The organism is Marinobacter sp. CHS3-4, assembly GCF_030053415.1.
Lineage (GTDB): Bacteria > Pseudomonadota > Gammaproteobacteria > Pseudomonadales > Oleiphilaceae > Marinobacter.
This window is the reverse complement of sequence record NZ_JASGBJ010000003.1, coordinates 262,767-280,739: the sequence shown is the minus strand read 5'-3', so window position 1 is coordinate 280,739 and position 17,973 is coordinate 262,767. Positions and strand designations below refer to the sequence as shown.

Genomic DNA, 17,973 nt, shown 5'->3' with positions numbered 1-17,973 from the left:
GACTCCTTGCCATGCATGACTATCAGCAGACGTTTATTGAGTTCGCCATCGCCCGAGAAGCCCTGAAATTTGGCGAGTTCAAACTGAAATCCGGCCGCACCAGCCCTTACTTTTTCAATGCAGGGCTGTTTAATACCGGCAACGACCTACTAGAACTAAGCAAAGCCTATGCCGCGGCAATCGAACGCAGCGGCGTGAATTATGACATCATTTTCGGCCCAGCCTATAAGGGCATTCCGTTGGCCACGGTAACCGCGATGGCGCTCGCATCGAATGGCACCAACAAGCCCTTTGCCTTCAATCGAAAAGAGAAGAAGGATCATGGCGAGGGCGGCAACATCGTCGGCGCCCCATTGCAGGGCAATGTTCTGATCGTGGATGACGTGATCACGGCCGGGACCGCCATTCGTGAATCCATGGATCTGATCAAACAGTCTGGCGCCCGGCCCGCCGGCGTGTTAATCGCCCTGGACCGCCAGGAACGCGGAACCGGCGACCGATCTGCCATTCAGGAAGTGCAGGACACCTTCGGCATTCCGGTGATCAGCATCATCAAGCTTGATCAGATTCTTGACTATCTGAACAACCGCCCCGGCTTTGAAGAGCACGCTGCGAAAGTAGCAGCTTACCGGGAAACCTACGGCGTGTAGATGCCCATGGCATATCCCGCTGCTTTTGATATGCTTCTGTAAGCATCTTTCGCCAACCAGAGTGCATCTAGTGACCATGAATGATCTGACCCGGCTTCGCCTGACAGTCTCTGCAGTCGCCCTACTTCTGCTCTCTTCGGTTGCCCAGGCCAACCTCTATCGCTACACCGATGAGAGTGGCCAGGTTGTCATTAGCAACACCATTCCCCAGGAAGCGTCAAAACGCGGCTACGACATTCTCAACAGCCAGGGTCGCGTCATCGAAACCGTCGATCCGGCACCAACCGCTGAAGAAATCGCCGCCCGCGAAGCCAGAGAGCGCCGCCAGGAAGAGGAAGCCCGCCGGCGGGAACTCGACAAGAAACTCCTGGAACGTTTCAGTCACCCGGACGAAGCCGTTCGTGCCATGTACCGTAAGGTCCGAGAGCTTCGCGGACTTTCCCAACTCAAACGCGGCAATATTTCAGTGATCGAAAGCCAACTGGACACTGAACAGAGCAAAGCCGCTGACAGGGAACGTTCGGGACAAAAAATTCCTGAGGCAACCCTCAAAAAAATACGCCGGCTTGAATCCAACATCCGTGACATTGAGCGTGAAATCAATGCGCAGGAAGCCGAGATCGATGCCGTCAAAGATCAATTCGTTCGAGATATCGAGCGCCTGGAAACCATCACCGGTAAAGCTCGCACTCTGCCTCTGGAAGTCTCTCCCGAAGACAGGGAAAACTGAACAAATAACCACTAAAAAAGGCCGCCCGCAGGCGGCCTTCTCTCCATACTGTCTCTTCGCGATTAAGCGGAGGCAGTAGTGGTGGTAGTCTTCTTCGCTGCAGGCTTTTTAGCCGCTGGCTTCTTGGCCGCTGGTTTCTTGGCTTGTGCAGTCTTCTTCACTGATTCCGCAGCTTCGGAAACTTCTGAAGCGCCTTCAGCCGCTTCTTTTTCCAGCTTGGCAACCAGATCAGCAGCGAAGCTACCGAAACGGGTGTTCAGTGAACGCAGCTGCTCGAACAGGCTCTCACTGTAGCCGTTATAACGGGTGCGCAGAGTCTTAACGCTGTATTCGCGCGCTTCATTTTCAAGCTTTTCAGCGTACTCGAAAGGCTTGGCAGACAGCTTCTTCTGCTGCTCTTCTGCGGCATTGATGCCCTTCTCTACGATTTCCTGAAGTTGTTCCTGATAAGTTTTGAGCTTACCCATAATGTCTCTCCTCAATGGTTTGGATGCGTACTACACGATTTAAAATATGCATCACCACAGCAACTGTTTTTGAAGCCGTTTTGTGACTGACACATGCACAGTAAGCTCAAAAATTAGAATGATCATACTAATAGGGAAAAATGTGCTTTCTGACGCGCCTTACCGAACTGTCACTTGATGATTTGCTGACGCTTGGCATACTGCCCCTGCTTTTTTGGCGCTCGCCAGTCTACCCGTATTATTCCGGCCGCAATCCGTGCATCCAGTTTTTAAATGGCTTGATAAAGGGTCCGCAAAGACGGCCCGACTGCGAGATCTAATCATGAAAAATAATGCTCCTCGCCTGCTCGGCGACAATATTTCTGCTTCTCTGATCACATTGCTCATTGCTTTCATCATCAGTGGGTGCCAGGAAGACTACGGCCAATCCAGAGCCGACTCCGCCGACGCCTCAGCAGCCTCAGAAAAGCGCCTTGACAGCGCTGTATCTTCATTTGAAAAGACCCTCGGCCAACAGTCGCCGGACCAGCCATCCAATACGCAAAACCTGGATCGCCCGACCCTGAGGTGGGAACCGCCGTCCACCCGTGAAGACGGCTCCCCGCTTTTATCCGGTGACATTGAGGAATACCGCATTTATTACCGACTGAGGTATCAGTCCAGCTATAAAGCAATCGAATACCCCGCAGAACAGGGAACGGCGTTCAAGTTGGAGGAATTTAGCGCGGGGGCCTACGAGTTCAGCGTGACTGCCGTTGACTCGGAAGGACGCGAAAGCCGCCGTTCAGACGGCGTTGCTGTCGATCTCATTTGAACATGAGATCAGAAGAATAAGCTACCAACGAAACAGCACCCAGCTGGGTACCAGCAGGTCTGTTTCATTCTCTCGGATCCAGCCTCCGCCCTCGGCAGGCACCAGATAATATTCAGGGCCGACCTTCGGAACGACCTTGATCTCTTTGAGCTCCCCTCCGACCCGGTATTCATAGAAAACCTGGTCCTCATCGCCGGGCCGAATCACAATCTGGGCCTCTGAGCCCGGTGGCTGATAATCGGAGACAACCACCGGCTCTTCCGGCGTCTGCACAGTCTTCTTGGATTCCTGCGCCACGGCAGACGTTGTCAAAGCAACGAACGCCAGGGCAAAGCAGGTGATCGTTTTTGGATTCATGGTACCCTCTGGTTCCAACGGTCGTTGATACCAACAGATTTGCACAAGCAACCCCACGCTTCAATCACAATCCGGATCCGCTTTGACATGACAGAGACTAAAACTCCGCCAGTGGTTCTCGTTGACGGTTCTTCCTACCTGTTCCGCGCTTACCACGCACTGCCACCATTGACCACCAGCAAGAATCACCCGACCGGTGCGATCAAGGGCGTCATCAGCATGATACGTAAGCTGGAACAGGATTTTCCGGGTTCGAAAATGGTGGTGGTGTTTGATGCAAAAGGAAAAACCTTTCGCCATGAGATATACGAACAGTACAAGGCGAATCGCCCGCCAATGCCGGAAGACCTGGGCGTTCAGATCCAGCCGATACATGACATCGTGCGGGCGATGGGGTTGCCGTTGCTGATCGAGGAAGGCGTTGAGGCCGACGATGTGATTGGCACTCTTGCCCACGAAGCAACCAGCAAAGGCATCGATGTGGTGATTTCCACTGGCGATAAGGATATGGCTCAGCTGGTCAGTGATCATGTCACTCTGATCAACACCATGACCGACACCCGGATGGATCGGGAAGGTGTGGTGGAGAAGTTCGGTGTCAAACCGGAACAGATCATCGACTATCTCGCTCTGGTCGGTGACAAGGTCGACAACATTCCAGGCGTTAATAAATGTGGCCCCAAAACTGCGGTCAAATGGCTGCAAACCTGGAACAACCTTGATGAGGTGATAGAGCATGCCGATGAAGTCAAAGGCAAGATCGGAGAATATCTGAGAGAAGCAGCCGACACGTTACCGTTGAGCTACGAGCTGGCCACAATCCGTACTGACGTGTCCCTGAATTTTGGGCTGGAGGATTTACAGCTCCGCGAGCAGGATGATGATGAACTGCTGGAGCTTTTCAAGGAATACGAGTTTAAAACCTGGATTGCCGAGCTCGAAAGCGACGAACAAAAAGACACCAACCCTGCTTCGGAATCGCCAGCGCCTTCCCAAGTCGAGTCCCAATACACGATTGTGACCGACCAGGCCGAGCTGGATCAGTGGCTAAAGCGACTGAAACAGGCGGACCTGTTTGCGTTCGACACAGAAACCACCAGCCTGCGTTATATGGACGCCGAGCTCGTGGGCCTGTCTTTTGCCATAGAGCCTGGCGAAGCCGCCTACGTACCCTTTGGTCATGATTACATGGGGGCGCCAGAACAACTGGATCGCGAAGCAGTACTCGACCAGTTCAAGCCGCTACTCGAGGACCCCAAGGCTGCCAAAGTCGGACAGAATCTCAAATACGACAAAAACGTGCTGGCAAACCACGACATTGATCTCCAGGGCATTGCTGAAGACACCATGCTGGAGTCCTACGTTCTCAATTCGGTGGCATCCCGCCACAATATGGACGCCCTTGCCCTGGAGTATCTGGGCGAGCAGACCACCTCTTTCGAGTCCATCGCCGGTAAAGGTGCCAAACAGCTGACCTTTAATCAGATTGACCTGGCACAGGCCGGGCCCTACGCGGCAGAAGATGCAGATATTACTCTCAGGCTCCACCAGGTTCTGCGGCCACGCCTGGCCAAGACCGGCCGCCTGAAAGACGTTTACGAGAACATCGACCTGCCCCTGGTGCCCGTGTTGTCGCGGATGGAGCAACGTGGCGCGATGATCAGCGCAAGCACCTTACGCCAGCACAGCCAGGAACTGGCTGAGCGAATGGCCGAACTCGAGAAGGAAGCCCACGACGAAGCGGGGGAAACCTTTAACCTGGGCTCACCAAAACAGTTGCAAGCTATTTTCTACGAGAAAATGGGATTGCCGGTGATCAAAAAAACACCCAAAGGCGCCCCCTCTACGGCAGAACCGGTACTTCAGGAACTGGCGCATGAACATCGATTGCCTCACCTGATTCTCGAACATCGAAGCCTGAGCAAGCTCAAATCCACCTATACGGATACACTGCCGGAGCTTATTCACCACCGTACCGGCCGCATCCATACCTCTTACCATCAGGCCGTTACTGCCACGGGGCGGCTATCCTCCTCGGAACCCAATCTGCAGAACATCCCCATCCGCACTGAGCAGGGCCGTCGTATTCGCCAGGCATTCATTGCGCCAGAGGGTTTCAAACTGGTGGCTGCCGACTATTCCCAGATCGAACTGCGCATCATGGCGCATCTTTCCGGAGACAAAGGTCTTCTGAGGGCTTTCGAGAAGGGTGAAGACATCCACAAGGCGACAGCGGCAGAGGTGTTTGGCGTTGGTGTAGACGAGGTATCCAGCGACCAGCGACGCAGTGCGAAGGCAATTAATTTCGGGCTAATCTACGGCATGTCTGCTTTCGGCCTTTCCCGACAGTTGGACGTAGGCCGAAACCAGGCACAGGAGTACATCGACCGGTACTTCGAGCGTTACCCGGGTGTATTGAAATACATGGACAGCATACGCAAGCAGGCGCACGACGACGGTTATGTAGAAACACTCTTCGGCCGTCGTCTATACCTGCCTGAAATCAATGCCCGAAACAAACAACTGCAACAGGCCGCCGAACGCACGGCCATCAATGCCCCCATGCAGGGAACGGCGGCCGACATCATTAAACTCGCGATGCTCAGCGTGGAAGACTGGCTGACAACAAATCACGCAGACGACGCTCGAATGATCATGCAGGTTCACGATGAACTGATTCTGGAGGTCAAAGAGAGCGCTCTGGACACCATCTGCAAGGGACTTGAGTCGCGAATGTCCGCTGCGGCCAAGCTGGATGTACCTCTGCTTGTGGAAGCAGGCATCGGTAACAACTGGGATGAAGCTCACTGAGCGCCCGGCGGAGGGTGAGCCGCGTCCAACTGGGAGATCACGCATCATTTCAGCGCGTAAACGGGTCGGCTTGCCCGCAAAACGTGCTGGCCAGATATGACGCCAAACCCTCCAGAACGTCGCCAAGCCCCGCAAATACTGGGCTGGCGCCGAATCGAATAAACGGCACGAATTTCGCAAAAGGAGACATGGTCGGCCTTTTCGCAGCGTAGAAACCACGCATGCAGAGGCCAAGTTGTGACACCCATTATGAGGCGCCTACCATGTCCACCATGGCATCCGAACGCAGTTGGCTGCTGAATCCGGGTCTTTTGAAGCTGGTTCATCAATGCCGTCGTCTGATCCAATCGGAATTCGGGGTCAAACTACACCTCACAGAAGATCGTCTGGAATATCGATTGGCCGAATACGCCAGCAAAACCCGGTCATCGGACTTCATCCGCACGTGGGAAGCGTTAAAGCACCAGATTCCGACCCTGGAATTGCCCGCGGAGGAAGAACCGGAAGGAAAAGACGCTGACGGTAAAAAGGAATCAGCCAGCCCAAAGCGCATGTACCGCGGTCAGGCGATTGCCGATGAAACTAAACCGAGAACAGACGACACCCAGCTTGAAAGTGATGGCGAAGTGGACAGCCCGCGCAAAGCGAAGAAGATGTACCGCGGCCAGGTGGTGGGATAAGACACCACCCGGCCCCACAGCTCAATCGTCCTGAATAGACAACTTGTCCACACTGGACGCCAGTTTGTCGGCACCCTGAGAGTCAGCGCCCAACTTGATCATCAACCTCAGGTCGTTGGCCGAATCAGCGTGGGCCAACGCGTCCTCGTAGGTAATCGAACCTTCGGAATACAGGTCATACAAAGCCTGGTCAAACGTCTGCATGCCCGATTCTCTTGATTTGGACATCAACTCTTTGAGCTTGTGCACTTCCGCCTTGCGGATCAGATCGGCCACCAGAGGCGTATTAATCAGCACCTCGATGACCGCCTTGCGGCCCTGACCATCCGGTGTCGGCACCAACTGCTGGGCCACGATGGCTTTCAGGTTCAGCGACAAATCCATCCAGATCTGATTGTGCTGCTCTGGCGGGAAGAACTGGATGATCCGATCCAGTGCCTGGTTGGCGTTGTTCGCGTGCAGAGTCGCCAGGCAGAGGTGACCGGTTTCCGCAAACTGAACTGAATATTCCATGGTTTGACGGGTCCGGACCTCACCAATCAGGATGACATCCGGCGCCTGACGCAGGGTATTCTTCAGTGCGACTTCGAAGCTTTCCGTATCGATACCCACCTCGCGCTGCGTGACGATGCAGCCCTGATGCTGGTGAACGAATTCGATGGGATCTTCGATGGAAATGATATGACCACGACTGTTCCGGTTTCGGTGCCCAAGCATTGCCGCCAGCGACGTCGATTTACCGGTGCCGGTGGCACCCACAAACATGATCAGGCCACGCTTGGTCATCGCCAGATCTTTGATCACTGCCGGCAGTGAAAGATCATCAACGTTGGGGATTTTCACCTCAATCCGCCGCAATACCATGCCGCAGAGATTGCGCTGGAAAAACGCGCTGACACGGAATCGGCCAATGCCCCGGGCACTGATGGCAAAGTTGCACTCGTGGCTTTCTTCGAATTCCTGACGCTGCTTGTCGTTCATGGCCCCGTAGACAAAATCCCGGGTCTGCTCCGGCGTCAACGCGCTCTTGGTGACGGGTAGAACCTTGCCATTCACTTTCATGGAGGGCGGAACACCGGCGGTGATGAACAGGTCAGAGCCGCCCTTGTCGACCATTAAACGTAATAATTTATCGAATTCCATGCTGCCACCTATCTCCAAGTGTTCGCTGTTCACCCGAGTTTAGCGTGCCCCGGAAGGACTGCCCGCCCCGTGCCAATTCCCAAGTTGTCAGAAATTGTCCGGCATCTTGGCTTTCATTCTCGCAGCCTCGCGTGAAATCAGGCCTTTCTTGAGTAATTTCTCCAGACACTGGTCCAGCGTCTGCATACCCAGCGACCCACCCGTCTGGATGGCGGAATACATCTGGGCGATCTTATCTTCCCGGATCAGGTTCCGGATCGCCGAAGTACCAATCATGATTTCGTGTGCAGCAATCCGGCCGCCGCCCATTTTTTTCATCAGAGACTGGGATATAACCGCCTGCAGTGATTCGGAAAGCATGGACCTAACCATGGACTTTTCCTCCGCCGGGAAAACGTCGACCACCCGGTCAATGGTCTTGGCCGCCGAGGTGGTGTGCAACGTACCGAATACCAGGTGGCCCGTCTCCGCGGCGGTCAGCGCCAGGCGAATGGTTTCAAGGTCACGAAGCTCACCGACCAGGATAATGTCAGGGTCTTCCCGCAATGCAGAGCGCAGTGCTTCGTTGAAGCCCAGGGTGTCGCGGTGAACTTCCCGTTGGTTTAGCAGGCATTTTTTGGATTCGTGCACAAATTCGATCGGGTCTTCGATAGTCAGGATATGCTCGTAGCGGCTGTCGTTGATGTAGTCGATCATCGCCGCCAGCGTCGTGGACTTACCAGAACCCGTTGGCCCGGTGACCAGCACCAGCCCGCGAGGCACCGAGGCGATGTCCTTGAATACCTGCCCCATGCCCAGATCTTCCATGGTAAGCACTTTGGAAGGAATGGTACGGAAAACGGCGCCGGCGCCACGGTTCTGGTTAAACGCGTTGACACGGAAGCGGGCAACACCAGGGACCTCGAAGGAAAAGTCCGTCTCCAGAAACTCCTCGTAATCCTTACGCTGCTTGTCGTTCATGATGTCGTAGATCAGGCCGTGGACCTCTTTGTGCTCCATCGGCGGAAGGTTGATCCGGCGAACATCGCCATCAACCCGAATCATGGGCGGAAGGCCAGCCGACAGGTGCAAGTCAGATGCGCCCTGTTTGGCTGAAAAGGCAAGCAGTTCAGTAATATCCATAGGGGTCCTCGGAAGGCGTTATTCTTCTGTTCTGATTTTGGCTCGTGCCGGCGCAGGTTAAAGCCCGTGTTCACTTGGCATTTCAGTGACCTGCGGTTAACGTGTCACCGTAAATGAGGTAGACCGGCATCGGCGAAATTGCACTATGAGCAGCATAGCAGACAACGTGGGGACCGTAACCCGACGCATACAAAAAGCAACATTGGATGCCGGTCGTGCGCCCGGCTCCGTCCGGCTTCTGGCGGTCAGCAAGACACGACCTGCCGAGGACGTCCGCACCGCTTACGCGGCGGGCCAGACCGCGTTTGGCGAAAACTACCTTCAGGAAGCCCTGGAGAAGATCGATACGCTCGGCGACCTGCCCGGCCTGGAATGGCACTTTATTGGACCCATTCAGTCCAACAAAACCCGTCAGATCGCCAACGCCTTTAAGTGGGTGCACAGTGTCGACAGACTGAAAATTGCACGAAGGCTTAGCGAGCAACGGGAAAACACCGCCGAGCCATTGAATATCTGCTTGCAAGTCAATATCAATGAAGAAGACAGTAAAGCGGGCTGCCTGATTTCCGAACTGCCAGGGCTGGCAGAGGACGTTCTGGGCCTGCCAAACGTCTGTCTTCGAGGCCTGATGGCAATTCCGGATCCGGATCAGCCGGCGCCCGAGCTGAAGGCAAGTTTTGAAAGACTGGCAGCGGCGCTGGAAGACCTTCGGCAGAGCCACCCTGATTACAGGGGGCTCGACACGCTGTCGATGGGCATGTCGGCGGACCTTGAAGTTGCCGTTGCAGCCGGTGCCACCTGGGTGCGTATTGGCACCGCAATTTTCGGTATGCGCCATTAGGCGGAGCAGACAAGCTGGCGGGCGCGGTTCCTGTTATCATCCATTGCAATGCGGCTGCACGCCGCCTCTGACCACGAGCGGGAGTAAACCTTGAGCACATCACCAACCATTTCGTTTATCGGTGCCGGCAACATGGCCAGCGCCATCATCGGTGGCATGCTGGAAAGCGGTTACAACGCAGCCAATATCTGGGTCAGCGCCCCGGATGACGGGCATCTTCAGTCAGTTCGCAAAGAGTTTGGCGTCAGCATCACGACCGACAACCGCCACTGCGCCCAACAGGCCGACATGGTGATACTGGCAGTGAAACCACAGGTCATGAAAGACGTGTGCATAGACATTGCACCCGTGGTGCAGAATACGCGGCCATTGATGGTATCCATTGCCGCTGGCCTTGAAGCCACCACGCTGGACGAATGGCTGGGCGGCGGCATGCCCATGGTTCGGGTGATGCCGAATACCCCGTCGCTGGTGGGCAAAGGTGCCGCAGGCCTGTACGCAAACGATCAGGTCAAAGACAAACAGAAAGCCATGGTCGAGTCGGTATTTTCGAGCATTGGGTCTGCCCTGTGGGTAGAAGACGAGTCGCTTCTGCATGCCGTCACGGCGTTGTCAGGCAGCGGCCCTGCGTACTTTTTCCTGATGCTGGAAGCGTTGGAAGAAGCGGCTACCGAGGCTGGCATCCCCGGCAAAACCGCTCGCGAACTGGCTATTCAGACGATGGCCGGCGCCGCCGAGATGGCAGGACGCAGCGAACACGACCCCGGCCAGCTCAAGCGAAACGTGATGTCGCCTGGTGGCACAACCGAACAGGCCATTCACACCTTTGAAGAGGGCGGCCTGAGAGAACTGGTCAAAAAGGCCTATTCCGCTGCCTACAATCGCTCCGGCGAAATGTCGAAAGAACTTGCAGCCAAACAGTAACCGCCAAACGGGAGACACAGTGCCATGCTGGCCGACATTGTCATCACGATTCTGCTAATTGCCTCCAGCTTCTACCTGACCATTGTGCTGCTCAGGTTTCTGCTGCAGCTTGCCCGTGCAGACTTTTACAACCCGATTTCCCAGTTTGTCGTGAAAGCGACCAATCCGCTGCTTCGGCCTCTCAGAAAAGTCATTCCTGGCTGGGGTGGTCTTGATGGCGCCTCTCTGGTGCTGGCAATCATCGTTCAGGCCATCACGTTTTTTCTGATTGTTGTAGCCATGAGTGGCGGCGTGCCCAGCATGAATCCTCTCACGCTGCTGACCTGGTCGGTGCTGAACGTCCTGGATCTGATTGTGACTATCTACTTCTGGTCAGTGATTGCCGTGGTGGTCATCAGCTGGATAGCTCCGGGCAGTAATCATCCGGCCATTCAGCTTGTCGCCCAGATCACCGAGCCGGTCATGCGCCCGGTTCGCAACCTGATGCCTTCCATGGGCGGACTGGATCTGTCCCCGATCATCGTGTTCCTTATCCTGAACGTGATACGCGTCGTGATTGATAATCTTCAGCGCAGCGCCGGCATGGGCGCCCTGGCCGGAATGTAGATTAGCGCGCAAAATCACACTTTGTTACAGAGCCGCAAAAACACGAAAGCCCCCACGCCAGCCGATTCATGTCATTGAATCGGCTGATCTTTTTCTGTGTACGACGGGTTATCGTCTACGATCGCGCTTACAGAACGACTAAAGACTTTTTATGAAGAAGTCGTAACCTGCACTATATTCTTGAAACTTTTGACGAATCGCACGTTTTACGAATCGTTGCCGTCGCCCGCAAGTCGCGCAGAAGGATTCTTCAATGAACAACAATGGCACCCTGTCGCAACAGGTCGAGGCCTATCACAGCTGGAAGAAAGAGCTGATCCGTCAGATCGGTCGCTACCGGCTTTGGTTACAGGACAACGACCTGTTTTCAGACGACGTCAGCAAACGCATCCGCCACGGGCTTGAACTGCTGGTTGAGGACGAACTGACCATTGCCTTTGTGGGCGAGTATTCTCGCGGCAAGACAGAGCTGATCAATGCGCTGTTCTTCTCGGAATTTGGTCAGCGCATGCTGCCCTCTCAGGCTGGGCGCACCACTATGTGCCCCACCGAGCTTTTTTTCGATCGCAACACCAACAGCAATTACCTGCTATTGCTGCCTATTGAAACCCGAACCGGTGAACTGTCGCTGCAGCAACTGCGGAAGCAACCCGAGCGTTGGGTGAAGCACGAGTTAGACGAGCGTGATCCCGATGTCATGCGCGAAGTCCTGGCCGAAGTGGCCAGAGTCAAGAGCGTGAGCCCCGGTGAAGCCCGGGAGCTCGGCTTTGATGAAGACATGCTTGAAAACGACCGCACCCAGCCCGGCAACGTGCTGGTGCCTGCCTGGCGCAACGCCCAGATCAGTATTCGCCATCCGATGTTTGAACGCGGCCTGCGAATCCTCGACACACCGGGCCTGAATGCGCTTGGTTCCGAGCCGGAACTGACCATCAGCATGCTCCCTCGCGCCCATGCCGTGGTGTTCCTCCTGAGTGCTGACACCGGCGTCACCGCCAGCGACATGGCCATCTGGAAAGACCACATTGACACTGAGCATGCCGACCATCGCGCCGGACGATTTGCGGTACTGAACAAAATCGACGTGCTCTGGGATGACCTTCAGGGTGAGAAGCACACCAACGATGCCATCCACCGGATGCGTGGCTATACCGCCGATCACCTTGGCATGCGCGAAAAGGATGTGATTCCACTGTCAGCAAAACAAGGCCTGACAGCCAGAGTGAAGAACGATGAAGCACTGTTCGAACGCTCTAATCTGGCGCAGCTTGAACAGCTGATCATCCAGCGCATTCTGATGCACAAGGAACAGTTAATCACCCAGAGCCTGATCAACGATCTGTTGGGCATGCTGCAAAACAGCCAGGCCGCCATGCAGAACCGTCTGGAAGCGCTGCAGGAAGAAAAGCAGGCCTGCACCGGTGTTACCGTGGACAAGAAGGCTCTGCGGCACCTGGCTGACCGGGCCCAACAGGATTACGACTTTTACTACAAAAAGCTGATTACCCTTCGCTCCAGCCGACGGTTGATGGATTCGCAAGGCGAAACCCTCAAGGAATTCGTCAGCGAAGACCGCTTTGAAAACCACGCCCAAACCGTTCGCGAGCAGATGTCTAACAGCTGGACCACGGCTGGCATGAATCGCAGCATGGAGTATTTCTTCGAACTTCTGGAAGCGGATCTGAATAACTTGATGAGTGAGGGTCGGCTGGCAGAAAAAATGGTCGGTGCTATCTATCGCCGATACAACGAAGACACCCGGGCGAAGCATCTGGAGCCGATCCCGCTTCGCGCCGGTCGCCATGTCATCGCCGTGCGCGAGCTGCGCAAAAAAGCAAAGCGCTTCAAGATCAGCCCCACCAATCTTCTGACCGAACAGTCCGTTCTGGTACGACGGTTTTTCAATGTGATCGTCAGCGAAGCCCGCACGCTGCACCAGCGGGTTCGCAAGGATGTCGAACGCTGGCCTGCGGAAGCGATGCTGCCCATCATGCAATACTCGATGGAGCAAAAGCAGCTGCTCGAACATCAGATTCGTCGCCTTCGCGACATGGTGCGCAACGATCGCGATGGCCGGGCCGAGCGCGAACGCCTGGAAAAGGCCGTCACCGATCTCAAACGGCAACTGGAGCTGGCGGACGCCATGCACAAGCAGATCCGCAAGCCGGCGCCCACCATGATTCAGCAAAAGGTCGTCAACCTGTCCGGGGCACTCTGATTCACCGGACAGGCGGCGGTTGCAGCCTTGGGTGGCGGGCTTTAAACTCGCTGGCTGATTGACTGAACCAGGAACCGTCGCGCCAATGCCCGATACCCTGCCAACGGACTCTGTCGGGATCGTCACCCCACAGACTTTGCATTTCGACACGCCCATCACCCTGGCGTGCAATCGAACGCTGGATCAGTATGACCTGGTGTATGAGACTTACGGCACTCTGAACGATAACGCCAGCAATGCCGTGCTGATCTGCCATGCTCTGAGCGGCCATCACCACGCCGCTGGTTTCCACAGCGCGGATGACCGCAAACCTGGCTGGTGGGACAGCTGCATCGGGCCGGGCAAGCCCATCGACACCAACCGATTCTTTGTTGTCAGCGTCAATAATCTGGGCGGTTGCCACGGCAGTACCGGCCCCTGCAGCACCAACCCAAACACTGGCAAGCCCTACGGCCCGGATTTTCCGGTCATTACGGTACGCGACTGGGTCCAATCCCAGGCGTTGCTGGCCGATCGGCTTGGCATTGGTTGCTGGGCGGCGGTGGTCGGCGGATCCCTGGGCGGTATGCAGGCGCTGCAGTGGAGCCTGGACTATCCGGATCGGATCCGGCATTCGGTGATTATTGCGTCGACTCCCCGCCTGAGCGCTCAGAATATTGCGTTCAACGAAGTCGCCCGCCAGGCCATCACTTCTGACACCGAGTTCTATGACGGCCACTATTACGAGCACAACACTCTGCCCCGTCGCGGGTTGATGCTTGCCCGCATGGTCGGCCACATCACCTATCTTTCAGATGCCTCCATGGGTGAGAAGTTTGGGCGGGAGCTGCGGGACCAGGCCTACAAATTCGGATATGACGCCGAGTTTCAGGTGGAGAGTTACCTGCGGTACCAGGGTGAACGATTTTCTGAAAGCTTTGACGCCAACACCTACCTGCTGATGACCAAAGCGCTGGACTATTTTGACCCGGCGTATGAATTTGATAACGACCTCGCCAAAGCACTGAGTCGGGCGAAATCCGAATTCCTGGTGCTCTCGTTCAGCACCGATTGGCGGTTTACACCGGCAAGGTCCGAAGAACTGGTCAACGCGATGATCTCAGCGCGCTGTAAAGTCAGTTATGCAGAGATTGACGCGCCTTGGGGGCACGATGCCTTTTTGATCCCCACCCCTCGGTACACGGCCATCTTCAGCGCGTATATGGATCGAGTGGCCCGGGAGGTAGGCGCATGAGAACTGACCTGAAGATCATCGAACCATGGATCGATTCAGGTAGCCACGTCCTGGACCTCGGTTGCGGTGATGGCACCCTGCTGGACTACCTTCAGAGAGAAAAACAGGCCACCGGCTTCGGCCTGGAAATCAACCACGACCACATCACTACCTGTCTTGGCCGCGGCGTATCCGTTATCGAGCAGAACCTGGACACCCAGGGGCTGGGCAATTTTGAAGACCATACCTTCGATACGGTGCTGATGACCCAGGCGCTGCAGGCTGTGCGTCGGCCGGATATGGTGCTGGATGAAATGATGCGGGTTGGCCGGGAAGGCATCGTGACCTTTCCCAACTTTGCATACTGGAGATTGCGATGGTATCTGATGCGCAAAGGTCGTATGCCCGAATCGGAAACACTACCGTATAAGTGGTATAACACCCCCAATATTCATCTGTGCACCTTTAAGGATTTTGAAGCGCTCTGCTACCGCAAAGACTTCCAGATCCTCAACCGCACAGTGGTGGACGGCGAACATCAGGATCGCTGGTTGAGCCGTCTCTGGCCGAATATGCTGGGGCAAATCGCCATTTACCGGATTGCCCGAAAAACCGGGTAAGTAGCCGGATAAGCCGAAGGAGTGCAGCTATGAAACCGCGCCGTTTTATCCCACTGCTAGCGACCTTTTTTCTATTGTTTTTCATCAGCGCCAGCCACGCTGGCTCGAAGGACTTTGGCGAGTATGTCGTTCAATGGAGTGTGTTTCCCAGCACCTTCCTGACACCGGAGATTGCCAGCGAGAACGATCTGAACCGAAGCCGTGGCATCGGGATCGTCAACATCGCCATCATGACCAAGGGCGAAGACGGAGGTCTGGACACCGTACCTGGCCAGGTGGAAGGAAAGGCTTTGAACGATATTCAGCAGGCAAAATTCCTCGCGTTTCGCCGTATCCAGGAAGGTGACGCGGTGTATTTCATTGCCCAATACCAGTACAGCAATGCCGAGCTGATGACGTTTCAGATCACGGCAAGACCTCAGGGCGCGTCCCGAGACCTGCCGATCCGCTTTGCCCACACACTGTTTAACGATTGAACGCACAAGCATTGAGGGTCAAATGACGGACGTGAACAAGCTGGTTATCGCCAGCAACAACCGTGGCAAAATTGCCGAACTAGAAGCACTACTGGCCCCACTCAATCTGGCGCCGGTGGCGCAGGGTGAGCTGGGGGTGGGCGAAGCGGACGAACCGGCTGTCACTTTCGTTGAGAACGCCATCCTGAAAGCTCGCCACGCAGCCAGAGAAACGGGTTTACCAGCGCTTGCGGACGATTCCGGGTTGGCCGTGGACGCCCTTGGCGGCAAACCAGGTGTGCGTTCAGCCCGGTTTGCCGGCGACAATGCCAGCGACCAGGACAATATCGACGCACTGTTGGCCGCATTGAAAGGCCTTCCGATGGAAAAGAGGGGCGCCCAGTTCCACTGCGTGCTGGTCTATCTACGCCACGCCAACGACCCTACTCCCATCATCTGCCATGGTCGTTGGCCCGGGCAGATTCTGGAACAGCCCAGGGGCGATGGTGGCTTCGGGTATGACCCGGTGTTTCTTGCGCCAGAAACCGACACCAGCGCCGCAGAATTGAGCCGGACCGAAAAAGCCAAGATCAGTCACCGGGGTCGCGCCCTGGCCATCCTTGTGGACCAGCTGGAGGCACGTTGAATCTGCCTCCGCTCAGCCTTTACCTGCACATGCCCTGGTGTGTGAAAAAATGTCCCTATTGTGACTTTAATTCTCATGCCCTGAACGGAGACATTCCCGAACAGTCTTACCTGAATGCCATTGTGGAAGACCTGAAACACGACCTTTCCCTGGCAGAGGGGCGACCGATTCAGACCGTATTCATCGGTGGTGGCACTCCCTCGCTCATGTCACCCGAGTTCTACCACCAGCTGTTCGACAGCCTGCGCGCCTATCTGACCCTGGCCGATGACGCTGAAATCACGCTGGAGGCGAACCCAGGTACCGTGGAACAGTCCCGCTTTACCGGCTTTCGACAGGCAGGCATCAATCGACTCTCACTCGGCATCCAGAGTTTTCAGCCCTCGCAGTTGTCAGCGCTCGGCCGCATTCATGACGACAAAGCCGCCCATCGAGCCATTGAAGCGGCCAGGAACGCGGGCTTTGACAACTTCAATCTGGACCTGATGCACGGGTTGCCCGATCAAACACCGGCGGACGCGGTGGCAGATCTGGAAGCCGCCATTGCCTGGAATCCGCCGCACATATCCTGGTATCAGCTCACTCTCGAACCGAACACCGAGTTTTACAGCCGACCCCCGAATCTGCCGGACGACGATCGCCTCTGGGACATTTACTGTCAGGGTGCCGATACGCTTCGCAAACACGGGTTCGGCGACTACGAGGTATCGGCCTGGAGCCGACCGGGCAAAGCTTCGCGCCACAACCTGAATTACTGGACCTTTGGCGACTACCTGGCCCTGGGGGCCGGCGCGCACGGCAAAGTGACCCTGGCAAGCGGCGAAATCCGACGATTCTGGAAAACCCGCCAGCCTGACGCTTATCTGAACCGAATTGCCAGCCGCACCGCAGGCTCACAGGTTATCGAAGAGGATGAGCTGCCGCTCGAGTTCATGATGAATGCCTTGCGACTGACCGAAGGTGTTCCGGAAGGCCTGTTCACGGAGCGTACAGGTTTACCCCTGGACACAGTTGCGGTAAAACTTGAATCGTTACGACAGGAACAATTGCTGGAACGGCACGGCCTGAAGACCACGGAACTGGGCCAGCGTTACCTGAACACCCTGCTGGAGCGATTTTTGTAATGGTACTCAACGCATTACCCAGACCTCACTTGCCCAGGGCCCTGAGTGTCAGCCTGCTGGTCACTGTGATGCTGTTCGTGGTACTTGTTTTGGTGAACCAACCGCTGCAAACAAGTCCTGCCCCCAAAGGCATCATCAGCTTGCAAATGGCTGGCTCGCTGGATCACGTCAGGGAAATCCTGGCAAGCTGGAATGGAGAAGGCATGGCCTGGGCAAGAGCGTCCCTGTGGCTGGATTTTGCCTTCGCACCCGCCTACGTCTTAACTCTACTGCTGTTAACCAGACACTTATCCAGAGACCGGCCAGGCGTTAGGGAGCGCACCGTGACCCGCTGGGTAAGAGGCATGTTTATCGGTGCAGGCACGTGCGATGTGGCGGAGAACATTCTCTTGCTGAACAGCCTTGAGTCACCAAGCGAGAGCCTGAACCTGGCGGCGACGCTGTTCGCATTGGCCAAGTTCACCGGTCTGATTCTGGGGTTGGCAGGCCTGGTTATCCTGCGAGCAGCCCGGCGACATCCGCTGTCCCGGGGCTAATCTTGCTGGTTGTCCA

At 55.8% G+C, this 17,973-nt stretch carries 19 protein-coding genes; 15 read left to right on the top strand and 4 right to left on the bottom strand.

Features of this window, described 5'->3' with window-relative positions:
• Nucleotides 1-11: 11 nt before the first annotated feature.
• Both pyrE and QLQ17_RS14990 read left to right on the top strand, forming a co-directional pair.
• Nucleotides 12-650 carry an orotate phosphoribosyltransferase gene (gene pyrE, locus QLQ17_RS14995; protein ID WP_283210419.1) on the top strand — a complete coding sequence of 213 codons (639 nt, stop codon included), beginning with the start codon at nucleotides 12-14 and terminating at the stop codon, nucleotides 648-650.
• 76 nt (nucleotides 651-726) lie between these two features.
• The gene (locus QLQ17_RS14990; RefSeq protein ID WP_283210418.1) at nucleotides 727-1,380 is read left to right on the top strand and encodes a DUF4124 domain-containing protein; all 654 of its coding nucleotides are present in this window, start codon (nucleotides 727-729) and stop codon (nucleotides 1,378-1,380) included.
• Nucleotides 1,381-1,442: 62 nt separating this feature from the next.
• On the opposite strand, the gene QLQ17_RS14985 is transcribed toward QLQ17_RS14990, so the two are convergent.
• Complete coding sequence (locus QLQ17_RS14985) at nucleotides 1,443-1,847, bottom strand: hypothetical protein (RefSeq protein ID WP_283210417.1); 405 nt, start codon at nucleotides 1,845-1,847, stop codon at nucleotides 1,443-1,445.
• A 322-nt stretch (nucleotides 1,848-2,169) separates the two neighbouring features.
• Here QLQ17_RS14985 and QLQ17_RS14980 point away from each other — a divergent pair, with 322 nt between their 5' ends.
• Nucleotides 2,170-2,661 carry a fibronectin type III domain-containing protein gene (locus QLQ17_RS14980; RefSeq protein WP_283210416.1) on the top strand — a complete coding sequence of 164 codons (492 nt, stop codon included), beginning with the start codon at nucleotides 2,170-2,172 and terminating at the stop codon, nucleotides 2,659-2,661.
• Between the two features lie 21 nt (nucleotides 2,662-2,682).
• Here QLQ17_RS14980 and QLQ17_RS14975 read toward each other — a convergent pair whose 3' ends face one another.
• A complete protein-coding gene (locus tag QLQ17_RS14975; protein ID WP_283210415.1) occupies nucleotides 2,683-3,018 on the bottom strand; it encodes a DUF2782 domain-containing protein in 336 nt (111 codons plus the stop codon).
• 87 nt (nucleotides 3,019-3,105) lie between these two features.
• Between QLQ17_RS14975 and polA the strand changes: the two genes are divergently transcribed.
• Nucleotides 3,106-5,829, top strand: a complete 2,724-nt coding sequence (gene polA, locus QLQ17_RS14970; RefSeq protein WP_283210414.1) for a DNA polymerase I — start codon at nucleotides 3,106-3,108, stop codon at nucleotides 5,827-5,829.
• A 263-nt stretch (nucleotides 5,830-6,092) separates the two neighbouring features.
• Nucleotides 6,093-6,509 (top strand): hypothetical protein, encoded by a 417-nt coding sequence (locus tag QLQ17_RS14965; RefSeq protein ID WP_283210413.1) that lies wholly within the window; start codon nucleotides 6,093-6,095, stop codon nucleotides 6,507-6,509.
• Nucleotides 6,510-6,530: 21 nt separating this feature from the next.
• Here QLQ17_RS14965 and QLQ17_RS14960 read toward each other — a convergent pair whose 3' ends face one another.
• Both QLQ17_RS14960 and QLQ17_RS14955 read right to left on the bottom strand, forming a co-directional pair.
• Nucleotides 6,531-7,652, bottom strand: a complete 1,122-nt coding sequence (locus QLQ17_RS14960; protein ID WP_283210412.1) for a PilT/PilU family type 4a pilus ATPase — start codon at nucleotides 7,650-7,652, stop codon at nucleotides 6,531-6,533.
• 87 nt (nucleotides 7,653-7,739) lie between these two features.
• Nucleotides 7,740-8,774: a type IV pilus twitching motility protein PilT gene (locus QLQ17_RS14955; protein WP_283210411.1), complete on the bottom strand. Its 1,035-nt coding sequence runs from the start codon at nucleotides 8,772-8,774 to the stop codon at nucleotides 7,740-7,742.
• A 145-nt stretch (nucleotides 8,775-8,919) separates the two neighbouring features.
• Here QLQ17_RS14955 and QLQ17_RS14950 point away from each other — a divergent pair, with 145 nt between their 5' ends.
• From QLQ17_RS14950 to QLQ17_RS14905, 10 genes are all read left to right on the top strand, one after another.
• A complete protein-coding gene (locus QLQ17_RS14950) occupies nucleotides 8,920-9,615 on the top strand; it encodes a YggS family pyridoxal phosphate-dependent enzyme (RefSeq protein WP_283210410.1) in 696 nt (231 codons plus the stop codon).
• 90 nt (nucleotides 9,616-9,705) lie between these two features.
• Nucleotides 9,706-10,539 carry a pyrroline-5-carboxylate reductase gene (gene proC, locus QLQ17_RS14945; protein WP_283210409.1) on the top strand — a complete coding sequence of 278 codons (834 nt, stop codon included), beginning with the start codon at nucleotides 9,706-9,708 and terminating at the stop codon, nucleotides 10,537-10,539.
• A 24-nt stretch (nucleotides 10,540-10,563) separates the two neighbouring features.
• Complete coding sequence (locus tag QLQ17_RS14940; protein WP_283210408.1) at nucleotides 10,564-11,145, top strand: YggT family protein; 582 nt, start codon at nucleotides 10,564-10,566, stop codon at nucleotides 11,143-11,145.
• 253 nt (nucleotides 11,146-11,398) lie between these two features.
• Nucleotides 11,399-13,363 carry a dynamin family protein gene (locus QLQ17_RS14935; RefSeq protein ID WP_283210407.1) on the top strand — a complete coding sequence of 655 codons (1,965 nt, stop codon included), beginning with the start codon at nucleotides 11,399-11,401 and terminating at the stop codon, nucleotides 13,361-13,363.
• A gap of 85 nt (nucleotides 13,364-13,448) precedes the next feature.
• Nucleotides 13,449-14,597 carry a homoserine O-succinyltransferase MetX gene (gene metX, locus QLQ17_RS14930; RefSeq protein WP_283210406.1) on the top strand — a complete coding sequence of 383 codons (1,149 nt, stop codon included), beginning with the start codon at nucleotides 13,449-13,451 and terminating at the stop codon, nucleotides 14,595-14,597.
• Nucleotides 14,594-15,196: a methionine biosynthesis protein MetW gene (gene metW / locus QLQ17_RS14925; protein WP_283210405.1), complete on the top strand. Its 603-nt coding sequence runs from the start codon at nucleotides 14,594-14,596 to the stop codon at nucleotides 15,194-15,196. The genes metX and metW overlap by 4 nt, the downstream gene beginning before the upstream one ends.
• A gap of 29 nt (nucleotides 15,197-15,225) precedes the next feature.
• Entirely contained in the window at nucleotides 15,226-15,672 is a 447-nt protein-coding gene (locus QLQ17_RS14920) for a DUF4426 domain-containing protein (RefSeq protein ID WP_283210404.1), read from the top strand.
• 22 nt (nucleotides 15,673-15,694) lie between these two features.
• On the top strand, nucleotides 15,695-16,297 hold the full coding sequence (gene rdgB, locus QLQ17_RS14915; protein ID WP_283210403.1) for an RdgB/HAM1 family non-canonical purine NTP pyrophosphatase: 603 nt from the start codon (nucleotides 15,695-15,697) through the stop codon (nucleotides 16,295-16,297).
• Nucleotides 16,294-17,421 (top strand): radical SAM family heme chaperone HemW, encoded by a 1,128-nt coding sequence (hemW, locus tag QLQ17_RS14910; RefSeq protein WP_283210402.1) that lies wholly within the window; start codon nucleotides 16,294-16,296, stop codon nucleotides 17,419-17,421. The genes rdgB and hemW overlap by 4 nt, the downstream gene beginning before the upstream one ends.
• Nucleotides 17,421-17,957: a hypothetical protein gene (locus tag QLQ17_RS14905; protein WP_283210401.1), complete on the top strand. Its 537-nt coding sequence runs from the start codon at nucleotides 17,421-17,423 to the stop codon at nucleotides 17,955-17,957. The genes hemW and QLQ17_RS14905 overlap by 1 nt, the downstream gene beginning before the upstream one ends.
• Nucleotides 17,958-17,973 lie beyond the last annotated feature (16 nt).

Coding starts and splice junctions, on each gene's coding strand:
- pyrE (WP_283210419.1), top strand. CDS start 12: ATGCATGACTATCAGCAGACGTTTATTGAGTTCGCCATCGCCCGAGAA.
- QLQ17_RS14990 (WP_283210418.1), top strand. CDS start 727: ATGAATGATCTGACCCGGCTTCGCCTGACAGTCTCTGCAGTCGCCCTA.
- QLQ17_RS14985 (WP_283210417.1), bottom strand. CDS start 1,847: ATGGGTAAGCTCAAAACTTATCAGGAACAACTTCAGGAAATCGTAGAG.
- QLQ17_RS14980 (WP_283210416.1), top strand. CDS start 2,170: ATGAAAAATAATGCTCCTCGCCTGCTCGGCGACAATATTTCTGCTTCT.
- QLQ17_RS14975 (WP_283210415.1), bottom strand. CDS start 3,018: ATGAATCCAAAAACGATCACCTGCTTTGCCCTGGCGTTCGTTGCTTTG.
- polA (WP_283210414.1), top strand. CDS start 3,106: ATGACAGAGACTAAAACTCCGCCAGTGGTTCTCGTTGACGGTTCTTCC.
- QLQ17_RS14965 (WP_283210413.1), top strand. CDS start 6,093: ATGTCCACCATGGCATCCGAACGCAGTTGGCTGCTGAATCCGGGTCTT.
- QLQ17_RS14960 (WP_283210412.1), bottom strand. CDS start 7,652: ATGGAATTCGATAAATTATTACGTTTAATGGTCGACAAGGGCGGCTCT.
- QLQ17_RS14955 (WP_283210411.1), bottom strand. CDS start 8,774: ATGGATATTACTGAACTGCTTGCCTTTTCAGCCAAACAGGGCGCATCT.
- QLQ17_RS14950 (WP_283210410.1), top strand. CDS start 8,920: ATGAGCAGCATAGCAGACAACGTGGGGACCGTAACCCGACGCATACAA.
- QLQ17_RS14940 (WP_283210408.1), top strand. CDS start 10,564: ATGCTGGCCGACATTGTCATCACGATTCTGCTAATTGCCTCCAGCTTC.
- QLQ17_RS14935 (WP_283210407.1), top strand. CDS start 11,399: ATGAACAACAATGGCACCCTGTCGCAACAGGTCGAGGCCTATCACAGC.
- metX (WP_283210406.1), top strand. CDS start 13,449: ATGCCCGATACCCTGCCAACGGACTCTGTCGGGATCGTCACCCCACAG.
- metW (WP_283210405.1), top strand. CDS start 14,594: ATGAGAACTGACCTGAAGATCATCGAACCATGGATCGATTCAGGTAGC.
- QLQ17_RS14920 (WP_283210404.1), top strand. CDS start 15,226: ATGAAACCGCGCCGTTTTATCCCACTGCTAGCGACCTTTTTTCTATTG.
- rdgB (WP_283210403.1), top strand. CDS start 15,695: ATGACGGACGTGAACAAGCTGGTTATCGCCAGCAACAACCGTGGCAAA.
- QLQ17_RS14905 (WP_283210401.1), top strand. CDS start 17,421: ATGGTACTCAACGCATTACCCAGACCTCACTTGCCCAGGGCCCTGAGT.